Genomic DNA, 13,580 nt, shown 5'->3' with positions numbered 1-13,580 from the left:
TTTTGGTATAATTGACCCTTACATTTCCCAAGTGGTCTTTGTACTGGTAAATATATCTTTTATTTTTGAAATCGTAAAACCCCTCCGAAGTGGGGAAGAAAACCAGTTCCATAACGGTTTCTCCTCCGGGTGGTGCAACTGCTAATTCTTCCATTAAAAAAGCTTCGGGTTCTGAGGCGGTTTTTGCCAATTCAGCACCGCTGCCCGCAAGTGGTGCTTCAAAAACATGGTTAATGGCTGCGGTATTCGGGGTAGAATACTGAAAGCCGTCGAGATATTCGGTAGTGATATTTACAAAAGTCCCGTGATCATTAATCCTTACGATTTTTCTCAATTTAGCACCATCTGCACTATACAGAAATGTGGTGGTATTTTCATTAATGATAGCAACAGGCAGATTAAGGAAATTATAGGAAATATTGGTAATTCCTTTATCGGGCATTGCCGTGATATTTCCATTCACATCGTATTCTACCAATCCGTTGCCGCCTTGATATCCGCTTAGATTGCCGGAGAGGTCATTAATGCGGGTTACCCTGTTGCCATCGTAGGTGTTATAATCCAGATTGTCAATAAGTCTTACGCTGCCTTTCAGTGGTTTGTTCGCTGTTCTGTAAAGGGTTTTTATATTTCCTCTGTTGTCATAGGTCGCAACTTCGCTATTGCTTTTTTGCCATGGGTCACCTTCCGGCTGATAAAGCCCTGCAAGAAGCCTGCCCGACGGATCATATACATAGCCATACCGTTCAATAATATCCGGAAAATAAGACCATGAGGTTTCGGAAATACTCCCATTGTATCTGGGCTTTACTTTCATTTCCGGATAATCATTGTTGGGGGATTCTTCACCATCTCTTTGGTTGAAATTGATTTTAAAAGCGAAGAGATCATCTCCCAAATTGTTTTGGTCATTTATTGCCGTTAACCAACCTCGTATATTGTAACTATAATCGATGGACTGCAAGTTATTTCCAACTTTTTTATTGGTAACCCGCCCAAGATCATCATAGGTCAATTCTTCTAGTAGCTCTTCAGGTTCGGTATCGACTTGGTGGTAATGTTTTACGAGGAGATTTTGCTGCGAATATACATACCGTTGCTTTACCACCACATCTGCATTAGAAGAGGCTCTGCTGTGAAAGACTTTTGATTCGGTAATATTTCCCGGAAAATCCAGTTTCATTTCGGTTCTGGTTGTTCCGCTCAGATAATTAATCTTATAATTGCCAATAAGCCGCTCTTTGGTATCGTACCAAAACAGGGTTTTGTTCCAGCCTGTATTACCAATGTTTCTTACAAAAGATGCAGTGAGCAATGATTTTGTACTGTGACTCTCTGTAATATTAGAGGACAGGGTAGGTTGAGAATCAATATCTTTAGGTTTTGTCACGGTAATTCCGGCAGGGTATTCATCGTAATAATTGATGGATAAAACTTCCGTGACAGCAGTAGGGTAAGTGCTTTTTGTATAATATATGCCTAAACCAATAATAGAGAAACCAGGAGCGTTCTCAGTGCGGGTTTCAAAAAGCAAAGCGGAGCCATCTGCATTAGTTTGCTCTACTGCTCTTTCGCTGCCCGTACAAAGTCCCGTGTATATGGTTCTTCCTTGTTGGTCATATTTAATGAAAGACCATTGTCCTTCGGCTTTCAGCTTCTCATCAGTGGACATGATGATGCGGTTTTCTTTATCATACACATAAAATTCCTTTGATTTGCCAGGGATTTTCTTTTCAATCAGTCTTCCATAAGCATCATAACGATATTGATAAAGAACTTTTTCCTTTACATCATCAACTGTGGCAATTTCCCCACGATTTAAAGGTGGAATAATGAAAGTGAGTTGGTTATATTGATTATAAACATAATAGGTATCAAGATTAGTTCTTCCATTTTTAACCCGAGTCATGATGGGTTGTCCTAATCCGTTTTTATAAGTAGAAGAAATATTGCCGTCTTCATCTTTTACCGAGTTTTTATATAAGGTATTTACCGTATAAAAACCATTATCATTCAACGAATTAGTAAATGTAGTAATATCTAATGTAGAAGAATATTTTTTTACAGTATTCATTTCATTAAATTCATAAGAAAACTCTTTGATGTTACCGGAAGACATGCTCCAATCGCTACCTGGACTTGCAGATTTTGTAACCCGCTGCAATGGTGAATCATCGAAAGCAACTTCGGAATAGGCATTGGGAACGTTGTGATAGGAATTGATATTGGCTTCTGTAACGCTTTGCATCATTCCGCCTTGTGAAGCAACAGAAACTGGCATATACTGTTTGGTCTGTACTCCATTAGTGTCGTAAAAATAAGACGTAACAATGTCCTGTCCTGCCTTAATGGCGTTGATTGAGATGCTTTGCTTTGGCCTTCCCAATCCGTCGGTGTACTGAACATTTTGGACAGATTGGGCAGTATTATAATTGGATGAACCTACTGTAACTGAATCTAAAAATACACGGGTATAATTGTAGGTTTGGTTTGGTGTAAAAGTTTGTGCAGTAATTTTACCGAATAAGCAAAGCAATGCGAAAGTATATAGAAATATTTTTTTCATCGTATTAGTTTATTTTAATCAATAAGATTATTTTTATACTTATTTTCCTTGATCACGTTGTGGTTGATATCTTCAACTCTTATTAATCGATTAAAATCATCATAATAGTAATATTCTTTGTTTCCACTTGGAGAAGTGACGCTTTTAACACCAATTAATGGGTCGTATGTATAGGTGGTAATTTGGTAATTCTTAAAGGCATTCATCAATCTGAATTCATCTAATTTCTGTCTTAAAGTCTCTTCGGAAGAATCATCAATATCTTCATTAGATTTCATGTAAATTTCAAGATTTTTGTAGGCTTCTATTCCTGCCGACTGACCGAAAGCAGTCATAACATCTTCATATTTTGCACCCTCTATTTTTGCCAGTAATAAAGTTCCGTTGTACCCATAAATATATGCAGTTGATGTTCCTCCTTTTGAAGAAGACTGCAGCACATTACCCATGGAATCGTAAATGTCATTTTTTTCTTCGTTGATCAGAACATTATTAATTCCGTACGATTTTACTGATGACGGAAAATAATTACCTGTATGATCGTAGAAAGTTTCTACTTTACCTATTTGAACACCATTCTGTATTTGAGTAACTTCCAAGGGTACAGAAAGCATTCCTGCACCTAAAAGTTTAGTATTATTTTTTTCGGCAGCATATTTATAGTCTGTTTCTACAATAATTCCATCCGCAGTTGTTTTTTTGTCTTTGATAAGATTATTATTATCTTGATTAAAACTTTTTTCGGTGTTTGTAGCTAATGTATTTCCTTGCGAATCATTAGAGGTTTCGTTTGTTGTTACCTTTTGGGGAATATAATTTTCTTCGAATGGTACCAATACCTCATAAGGTGGAAATGTATAGTCAATATTTACCGCCAATTTTTTGGTGTTGTTTGCATCATAAATCTCTTTAGAGGATAATACACCTTTCTTTGTGAAATTAAAAAATGGTTGCCAAATTGCATAAGGACTATTGGCTGAAGGGTTATACGAAGGATAGTCATCTGGTACTTTATAAGAGTACTTGATGTAACCTGGCTTATCGCTTTCCAGAATTTTTATATTTTTGTAAATAACCGTTTCAGTACCTTCATCAAGAACTAATTTTCCACTCGAAACTCCAGGCTCATTGAACAAACTATAATCAAACGTAATTGTCTTTCGGAGAAAATAAGACGGATCATAAGGAGTGAAATTTGAGCTTCTGTCAGAATATTTTATTTGTTCAATTTTGACTCCAGTATCTGAAATTGCATTTTGATTCAATAGAATATAAGGTGGTTCTGACCAAAGTTTTTCATAGATTTCAAACCAGCCATTCCCTCCAGACCCTGTTATTTCTAGATAGGGATTAGCATCTGCACGTACAACATAACCTGATGAATATAAATCTTCTATTTCTTGCGAATTTCCCTGAATATAATTTTTTACTTTATAAGCAAGTTTTGGATCAAGAATAGGCGATCCCTTTGTATCAGGTTGAGGATTATTATTCCATGGGTAAATTTCATCTTTAAAAAATTTTATATATATTCTGCTATTCGGAGATTTTTGAAGATTATTTAAATAGTATTTTTTAGTGACATGAGAATCAAAGGCAATAGAATCTGTTTTTTGTTTGAAACTAAATGGAGATGTTTCTCCACTATAAACACTTTGTATTGAATTAATGTATGCAGGAGTATTATAATCAATTGGCGGATTCAACTTCAATGTATGTACTCCAAAATCATATTCAATTTTAGCACCTGAAGAAAATTTTACGGTATTTAATAAACCGTTCATTAAAAAATCGTGTCTTTGATATGTCCATAATGGTATAGGACTTCCCCATGTTGCAACTGAAGGAGGTGAGTATGTATACTTATATGTAGTTTCATCTATGACCTTTAATTTTTTGTCTATTTTCTTAATACTAGTCAAATAGCGTACTTTAATTATTTGTGCTTCGATTGACTCAAATAGTTCGACATCATAATAGCTATAACTACCATTATTTATATTCAATTCATTTTTTGTAACAAATTTTCCATTATGATCTAACAAAGTAAAATTTTTGAAATAGTAACGATCGTGCAAATTCCAGTCTAATCCGCTATCTCCGTGATCAATTATAATCTTCCCATAATTTGTAATTATTTCTTTAGGTAAATAAGTCCATGCATTAATTATAGTATTGTTACTATGATCTTCATATTTTATATATTTCTTATTTTGAAAAGTAGCAATTTGTTTATTCTTTGCATCTGTGATATTTACGATATAAAAAACGTTTCTCATATCATATTTAGGCTGGCTACCATTAGCACCAGGGATTATTATTTTTTGGCTATCATAATCCGAAAAAGTGTATTTATATCCATTTCTATCAGATATTTTAAAAAAAATGACCGGACGTGCTTGAAACTCATTCGTAGTTTGAACTCTTTCAAATTCAATAATAAGATTACTTGGAGTAAGTTTTTTGATATGTAAGTCATTTGGAAAAACTCCGGATTTTACAAACATAAAACTTCCCTGTTCTCCATTAAGGTTATAATAATAAATGTCATCCCATTCTGACCAAGATGGTAAAGACTCATCTATCTCACTTATTACCTGTCTAGTTATTGTAAAGTTACTACCCGACAACATCCAGTTTCTAGCTATTTGCCCACAATATTGTGTGGGTTTGTAGGAATTGGGATTATATGTTAAACCAAAATTTAGAGTAAAATCTTTTGCAGCAGAGAGGCTTGCCAAAGGAAAAAAAATATCTGGCACCCCCGTTTGATTAGCTATAGGCGTAAGAACCGATGATGATAGGGAGTTGTCTTGGCTTTTAAAAAACACACTTAAAAATAATAAAAGTATTATTTGAGTATTATAAATTACTTTTTTCATCTTATTTCTTCACAATTTTAGAGTTAAAAGATTTATCAGGAGTCGTTGCAGTCACAATATAAACACCTTGCGGTAAAGCAGAAGTCTTAATTTTAGTAACTTTTTGTTTTGTTTTTAAGAGCTGCACTTGCCTGCCGCTCATATCATACAGCGCAATTTCAACTTCTTCATTATTTTGTAACGGGAAACCAATCTCCACATAACAATAATCCTCCACAGGATTTGGGTAAATTCTGATCTCCTTTTTCTCTATAAGATCTTCTAGTTCCTTGCTGCCCAATTTTAGGATCTTCCAGTTTTCCTGTCCCAATTCTTCTGCACTCGTTCCGGCTAAAAGAAAAGTTCCGTCATTTTGTAGTTTTGCAGAAACCAAACGCTCTTCTTTCTTCTTCGATTTGCCTTCTACATGCTTGCGCCATTCTTCTTTTCCGTTCGTATCAATATAAAGCATCCAGAATTTTTCATCGTCGGTTTGTATCTTTTCTTCCGCTTGGGTGTAGCCGCCAATCAGAAAACCTTTGTCTTCACTTTGGTTGTTTTTGTTGGTTCGTCGGATCACATCCAAGCTCATGGCTACATCCCGGTTCCCGAAGCTGTAATTTTTCTGCCAGATTTCGTTTCCATTTTCATTGATATTGATGATCCAGAGATCTGTTCCTTCTTTGATATTTTCTTTTTTATTGCCCGAAGAACTGCTTCTGCTTTCTCCGGTAATGACATACCCGTTTTCAGTAAAAGCAATGGTTTTCGGTCGGTCATCATCAATTCCACCATAGGTTTTCTGCCATTCTACATTGGCGTTTTTATCCAGTTTTACGATCCAATAATCGCCTGCGCCAAAACCATCTTCTGTTTTTGGTTGGTAGTTGATGGTGGTCGGTTGTCCGTTTTTGTTGTCTGATGATGAATGAGAATCGAGAATATTGATTCCGTGGTTTTCTTTCGGTTGATTGCTTGGGTTGTTGTTGGATGATTGAGGGGTTTTGTTTTGAAAATCATCACCATTTGATGGACTGATATTCTCCGTTTTTCCTGAAGTAGAGTAGATCAAAACCACCGCTCCGCCATCTTTTGCAGGAATCATTTCCTGAACTTCATCCAATCCTTTTCCGCCTAGAATGGTGGTGTTGATAAGTTTTCCTCCTTTATCCAACTTTGAAACAAATACATCTTTTGATCCGAATAATTGCTTATTGGCATTAATGTTTCCTGCCACAAAAAAGCCTTCATCTATCGACTGAACGACCGATGATGCTTCATCATTGCTTTTGGTTCCTAATGTTTTTTGCCAAAGTTCCTCACCATTTTCATCGAGGCGAACCAGCCAAACATCTGAACCTCCAAGATTGTTCTCTTTTTTATCTCCCGACTGGTTAGAAAATGAAGTTCCAGCCAATAAAAACCCACCTTCTTTTGTGGCAATAGATGACATCAGATAATCGTGCCTTGTTCCGCCAAAGTATTTGTCCCATATTTTATTTCCCTGTTGGTCGAGTTTCACGACATGGTAATCGTAACCTCTGTTGGATGGGGTATTTTCCGTTGAAACTTGTTGTGATTTTTGGTTAATAGAACTTCCCGAAAGCAGAACCTGCCCGTCAATCGTGGTCGTCATAGCAGAAAGAAAATCCTGGGTGGAAGATTTGATGTCTTTTTGCCATTGAATTTTCTGTGCGGAAACGCCTATGAATACTGAGAAACTTAAAATACTAATGTAGAGTTGCTTCATGCAAATTTGTTTGCAACTAAAATAGGAAATATTTTATTAAAAATTAACATTCCTTAACGATTTCATGGTTTTTTGTTAAAAAAGACTTAATCTGTTGATTGTTTTATAATTGATATTTGTGGAGATTCGGGGTTTATGATTAAGTGATTGGGTTTTTGAGTGTTTGGGGTTCTTTTTTTTAACGCAATGAAAAAGAAGCAACAAGTCATTTTTTATGATATTGTTTTTTGAAAGCAACGAACCTTTCAAAATAAAATTCTAAATTTTCAAATTCAATAAATTCAATAAGTTCAATCATGCATTTGGTCTTAAAGCCGCGAAACTTAAGATAATCGCTTAAAGGTATTTTTGTTAGTTCTTCTATCGTAAACAGTTCTAATGAATTTAACATATTAGTTAAGCGGAGACTGAATGGAAAATTACCATCTAAGATTTTCCTACCTAATAAAAGTTTATGCAAATTAGTATTCTTTCTTGTTTTGTATCCAATCAAATGTTTTTCTCGCAATATTTTTCTTTTTTCTTTCGTAATATCGATCTTGTTCAACTTTGCAACGAATGCTTTTACGTGCAGCAATAATCGCTCATAAATTAAATTTACCCTTGAAGGTGGTATATTTAATTCAGCCGCTAATAAATCAACTGATTTTTTTTCAATAATCATTTTGTAAAGAATTTGATATTCTTTTTGAGACAATATTTTACTGGAAATTTCAAGATAAAATAAATTTGTACGGTTAATGATATTGCTTTTTTCCATTGTTGTAAATTAAAATAGGATGTAAGAAAATTGCAAATCAGCGCCATCGAAGAAATTGGTTACGAAACCGAAATTTTATATTTCTCCTCGAAAAACTCCTTCAACAAAACTGGATATATAATAGCTAGCCTTTCATTTCTTACCCGTGGAACAAAACGACCATTTTATTAAACTCTTATCCTATGGGAATATTACCACAAAATTTACGGTGTTGGTATGGTAAAGCTGTTACTCCTTTCTGTTTCGCTAGCTTCTCTCGACTGTAATACAAACATCTTTTCAATCCCAATTACGGTGTCCCATAAAGCAAAAATCCCAACTCTCATTAGGATTTTAAATAGAAAAACTCATTTCGAACCCCCTTGTTTATGTTTGCGGGGTTTCACATCCGCATATTTTGTTTTAACTTCAGGAGTCACTTGTCTACGTCCGGGTTGTTTTTTAATTGTCTTTAACTTGATTATCAATAATTAATTTAAATTCATCCAATTTGTTTTTCGCCAAAATAAGTTTTTCAAATTCAGGATTTGATAAAAAAATAATTTTCCGTACCTCACTTGAATCTCGAATGGCTTCTAAATAGGTATTTCTTGTAATATAACCAGTTGTAGCAATAATACCTAGTTCCGCTAAACCATTTGTATGTTTTAATTTACTACTGAATACAATAAATGTATTTTTATCTACTTTATCTTCAGGCTTATTCTTACATTCAATCAGTATATATTTTCCAAATTTATTTAAAAAACCATCATCAATTTCATTTCGAATTATCAAATCAACTTCATTTAAAGACTTGTCTTTAACTCTTTTATTCACATTATTGAAACCAATCGACTGAAAAAGTAAACTTACAAAATGTTCAAATTTTTCACCTTTCTTAAATGCTTCCTTTTCATTTTTTGCTTGTGAATAAAATTCAAGTAGAGCCGTATTAATTTCTGAGGGATCATCAAATAACTCATCGTGATATTTCGATATTGAATTTTCTAGTAAGGGTACAAACTTGTCAAACTCAATTTTATCAATAACATCTATTACCTTGCCGGTGAGTAATAAATCTTTAATTTGACTAAAGTATTCACCTGTAAAAGCGGAGACAATTATTACTTTTGCGAAAGGATTGATTTTAAAAATCTTACCTATTAATTGAATAACATCAAATGAAAATTTATCCATTCTTAAATCAACAACTGCCACTGAAAAATAATGGTTCTCAATTGAAGATAATATACCTTTTTCTTCATATGCATATTCAAATGAAGTATTAGTCAACAATTTAGACAAGGCCTTATTTAAACCTTCTGCTTGATCCTTTTCATCGTCAATTATTAAAACACTTCTTTTCATTGTTGCTCTTTTATTATTGGTAAATTTATTAAAAAATATTTATTAAAATCATTATTATCCTCTATTTCAACTACACTAATATTTCCTTCATATAAATCACATAAATATCTTGCATGAAATAGACCAATTCCCGAACCACCAGTCGAAGAATTGCCATAATCAAAAATAGAATTAATATTTTTGAAAGGAATTTTTTCAGCATTATCAAAAATTCTGATATTAAAATCATCACTATTAAATTCTACTGAAATTTTAATTTTTTTGTCTACTGAATTTCCAAACGCTTTGATTGCGTTAATAATTATATTATTAAGCATCTGTAAAACAGACTGAAAAGGTAAATTAAAACTAAATTCACCTTCCGGTATTTCTTTAATAAATTCTATTTTATTAACATAGAAACTTTCCCTATTTAACAATTCAACTGCCGATAGTAATTGGTTAAAATCAAACGTGTCTTTTTCACTATAAGGAACTAATTTAGAAAAATTATCAATTGTTTCTCTAATAATCCCCAAATTTAACTTTAAAGAAGCTAGGTGCTTTTCGTTTAATTCATCTAGTGAGTTAGTACTAAGTATACTATCCATACTTTGCACAGAATTTTTAACATCATGTCTTGCAAAATTACTTAACATCGTTATATGATTATCATGTGATTTTGTTACGGCATCTATATTTTTCCCGTGTAGACTAACTGCTAATTTCAGTTGGTCCAGTTTATTTTGTAATAAAACTGGATTGGTTCGTCGTACGGGAATAAATTTACTATTTTTTTTGCCATATTTTTTTTAAAAATTTCTATAATTCCGAAAAAAACGCCCACTAGTAAAAATGATCAATCCAGTATTTCATTTCCATACTAAGATAGTAATGTTTTTTCAATCCCAATTACGTCTTCCCGTAAAAACTAGAAATCCCAACGCTCGTCAGGATTTTATATCTTTAATAACCACGCTTTCATTTCTTGTCTTGCAGACAAAACGAAAGCTTAGCTATTGCAGAAGTTATTTTATCATAATTGCCCCTTCTTTATTATTTTCGCAAATGAACGTAGTAAGTTCCACAAATTTTTCTGAACCGTTTAAATATTTTCTTATTTCAGAAAAAGGAGTTACAATTCCATACCCCAATTTGTCTATTTTTTCTGCATCTTTTGAATCCATTGGAATTTGAATTACCATTCCTACAATATTCCCTTTATTGTTAATGACCGGACTACCACTATTTCCTCCTTTTACTTTAGCATTAAGAATTAAATATTCGATTCCGTCTAGATACGAGTTTTCTTTTCCTATTATCTGCCCATTTGAAAATTTGTAACTATTGTTAATAGAAGATATTTCGTATAGTTGAAAAGCATCAAATCCGGGAATTGGAGGGTATCCAATTGTTAAAACATTTTCAAGAATTTTTGCATTTGTTGCATTAAAAGGCTTGCAATGAGAAAAAACAAAATTTTCAATAAGAATGAACGCAATGTCGATGTTTTTATCATTAGGGAAGCTTATATGTTTAATTTTCGCAAACTCTCCCATGTCATTTGTTATAGTAATTAATTTCGCATTTTCAACTACATGCCTAGCTGTTATAATAGTATGTATATTTCCTAAAAGAAATGCTGTACCAATGTCTGGAATTCCGTCCTTCGAAAGAACGACAATTGGTCTTACGGAATTTGAGAATGTCTCTGCTATGGATACGAATCCATGAATAAGAAAATTATATGAACCATAATCAGCAAATTCTTCATCATAACTTGGAGCAATTAGTAACTCATTTGCAATAGGAATATTTCCATTTGGAAGCAGTCCTGCAGAAATTAAATGACCTTCATTTTTTAAAATACTTATTGTTTTAACGAATTTATGCAAATCTAACGAATCAATATGTTGTGCTTGACTTACAAATTCATCAATAGATTTTGGTGTTTGTTTTTTTACAAATGAATTACTTATAGTATTAATTGAAAAGAATTCTAGAATTTCGTTTGCTAGATTTGGCATCTTTGATTGAGAGTTTTACGTGGTTATAATTTCTGCTAACTCGTTTATATCTATGACAAAATCATATAAAGCCGTCCAAATCTGCGTGTATTTATACGACTATATTAAAACATTCTTATTAAATCAAATATATAAAAAGTATTTGCTTTTTCTTGGAGTCTAAATTACAAACAACTTTTTAATCCCAATTACGGTTTCCCCCAAAACACAAAAAAAGGGTCATTTAACCCTTTTATAAATCAAGAATCCTAACTCTCGTCAGGATTTCTTTATTTCGATTTTTTTTATAAAATCATATTTTTTTTCTAGAATAGAATTCTCAGGCCAAAAATCTTTTGGAGAACATTCGAGGGCTATTGCAACTAGATTTAAATGAATGACATTGTATTTTGCTTTTTTAGATGGTGCTTCAATATCAGCAATAAAAGTCGTGCTTTTACCTATAGCTAATGATAATTTAGTTTGACTAATGCCTTTGCTTTTTCTAATTTCTCTAACTTTATTTATAATAAAACGCTCTATTTCATCTAAAGATTCATGCATAAATACAAAATGAATGAAAAATCAATAAAAAAACTAAGGACTATAGTCCATTAAATAAAAACATTTATTATATTTGCCTCAAGATTACATCCAAAAATGTAACTTTGCGATACTTCAAAGAATTATAGAAGCTATTGCTTAGAATCTCAATTCGAAAACTGGTAATTTTATGACACGAGAGGATAAGCAAGATGCTCACGACCTAGGCGTGGGCTCTCTTATCGTTGTCAGGTAACCAGTACCTCAATCCGGTAAGTAGAGTTCCATGCCGTTTTTGTTTTTCATGCTGTTCGCTTTTCTCTACTCCTTCTAAGCCCGCTTTTCAAAATAAAGTATCTACGACACTTACAATGGTGTGCACAACCATTGCGGCTTAATTGCTTCGCGGGAAGTCAGGTTTATAAAAACCCCTTGCTACAATAATTTTCATGCTATCATCATGAATCAATTCGTCAACAATTTTACCGACACCTCATAAGAGCTCCTCACATTCATATCAATGCTCTTCAATGGATTTGTCTTTAGTGGGGAAGTATTTCTTTTCTTCATCATTTGTGTTTTGCTTTCCCCTAAGGCAATCCGATAATTTCCGGTGGCTGAGCGAAGCCGAAGCCACGTACAAGGTGATTTCGGCTCCGCTCAATCACCAAGAATCAAGCATCAAATAACAAAAGGATTGGTCTTTAGCGGGAAAGTGACCCCCACTTGTAAAAGTGTTTCTACACGCTTTCCCCTAAAGCAATCCGAAGAATCAATGTAATGATTTGATAATGCGCTGATGTGACCATTGCGGGTTACCCAGCATCATTCATCCAGCACCCAACAAAAAAAACGCCCTTCCCCTAAAGTTTGCAGCCGCAGGAAAGAGCATGATCAGTTAATTAATAAGGAGCAACAAAATTTTCGCCTCTTACCAGACCCGTCCCGCTGTCCGCTATATCCCGCTTTGCGGGGATGCCGCTCATGGGGGACATCACCTTCTATCGTACCAAAGACGGCTACATGGCAAGAGAAAAAGGCGGAATCAGCGCAGAGCGTCTCCAAAATGATCCCAGATTCCAAAGAACCCGCGAAAACATGGCAGAATTTGGAAGAGCAGGGAAAGCAGGGAAAACCCTGCGAACATCCATTCAGAACCTGCTCAGAACTTCGGCAGACCGAAGAATGGTAAGCAGACTCACCAAAGAGATGGTGAAGGTCATCCAGATGGATGCCATCAATCCTAGAGGTCAGCGAAATGTAATCGATGGGGAAGCGGAATTGCTATTGGGATTCGAATTCAATATCCACGGCAAACTCGCACACTCCATCTCCGCACCGTTTACCGCGACTATTGATCGGGTGACCGGTGATACGGTGGTCGAAGTTGAACCGTTCATCCCAACGGAAAGTCTCGGAGCTCCCTCAGGAAGCACCCATTATAAAATGGTTGCTGCTGCAATGGACATCAACTTCGAAACCGAAACATTTGTTTCCGAGAAGAATGCAACCCCCATGCTGCCGATTGATACCGTCATCACCACGGCGGTGCAGCTGAACAATAATCTCTCGGATGCCACCGTCAACCCACGATTCCTCGTGTTCGGAATCAATTTCTATCAGGAAGTCAACGGTACGTTCTACGAGCTGAAAAACGGCGTGTATAATGCGCTGCAGATCGTCAATGTCTCAGGTACCCCATAATCATGGATCTTCTGTTGATCAGAACCTATCACCCTAACGGTGTGAATGGCATCCTGCTCCT

The 13,580-nt window shown here is 34.5% G+C and carries 9 protein-coding genes; 1 reads left to right on the top strand and 8 read right to left on the bottom strand.

Going from position 1 to position 13,580, the window contains the following annotated elements; genetic code table 11:
• The 8 genes from WBY99_RS13350 to WBY99_RS13315 all read right to left on the bottom strand — a co-directional run.
• Positions 1-2,566: DUF6443 domain-containing protein (locus WBY99_RS13350; RefSeq protein ID WP_423976829.1), on the bottom strand; the 2,566-nt coding region annotated here is incomplete at its 3' end.
• Positions 2,567-2,580: 14 nt separating this feature from the next.
• Positions 2,581-5,448 (bottom strand): hypothetical protein, encoded by a 2,868-nt coding sequence (locus WBY99_RS13345; RefSeq protein ID WP_423976828.1) that lies wholly within the window; start codon positions 5,446-5,448, stop codon positions 2,581-2,583.
• A gap of 1 nt (position 5,449) precedes the next feature.
• Positions 5,450-7,177: a T9SS type A sorting domain-containing protein gene (locus WBY99_RS13340; protein WP_423976827.1), complete on the bottom strand. Its 1,728-nt coding sequence runs from the start codon at positions 7,175-7,177 to the stop codon at positions 5,450-5,452.
• Positions 7,178-7,382: 205 nt separating this feature from the next.
• Positions 7,383-7,937: a hypothetical protein gene (locus WBY99_RS13335; RefSeq protein WP_423976826.1), complete on the bottom strand. Its 555-nt coding sequence runs from the start codon at positions 7,935-7,937 to the stop codon at positions 7,383-7,385.
• Positions 7,938-8,378: 441 nt separating this feature from the next.
• Entirely contained in the window at positions 8,379-9,287 is a 909-nt protein-coding gene (locus WBY99_RS13330) for a restriction endonuclease (RefSeq protein WP_423976825.1), read from the bottom strand.
• Positions 9,284-9,877: a sensor histidine kinase gene (locus WBY99_RS13325; protein ID WP_423976824.1), complete on the bottom strand. Its 594-nt coding sequence runs from the start codon at positions 9,875-9,877 to the stop codon at positions 9,284-9,286. The genes WBY99_RS13330 and WBY99_RS13325 overlap by 4 nt, the downstream gene beginning before the upstream one ends.
• A gap of 417 nt (positions 9,878-10,294) precedes the next feature.
• Positions 10,295-11,293: a S1 family peptidase gene (locus tag WBY99_RS13320; protein WP_423976823.1), complete on the bottom strand. Its 999-nt coding sequence runs from the start codon at positions 11,291-11,293 to the stop codon at positions 10,295-10,297.
• 258 nt (positions 11,294-11,551) lie between these two features.
• On the bottom strand, positions 11,552-11,836 hold the full coding sequence (locus tag WBY99_RS13315; RefSeq protein WP_423976822.1) for a helix-turn-helix domain-containing protein: 285 nt from the start codon (positions 11,834-11,836) through the stop codon (positions 11,552-11,554).
• A gap of 1,002 nt (positions 11,837-12,838) precedes the next feature.
• Between WBY99_RS13315 and WBY99_RS13310 the strand changes: the two genes are divergently transcribed.
• A complete protein-coding gene (locus tag WBY99_RS13310) occupies positions 12,839-13,519 on the top strand; it encodes a hypothetical protein (RefSeq protein WP_423976821.1) in 681 nt (226 codons plus the stop codon).
• Positions 13,520-13,580: the final 61 nt, after the last annotated feature.

Origin of the sequence: Kaistella sp. (assembly GCF_049588135.1) — a bacterium.
GTDB lineage: Bacteria > Bacteroidota > Bacteroidia > Flavobacteriales > Weeksellaceae > Kaistella.
Note: the sequence above shows the minus strand (reverse complement) of the source record. Positions and strands in the feature narration are given on the sequence as shown.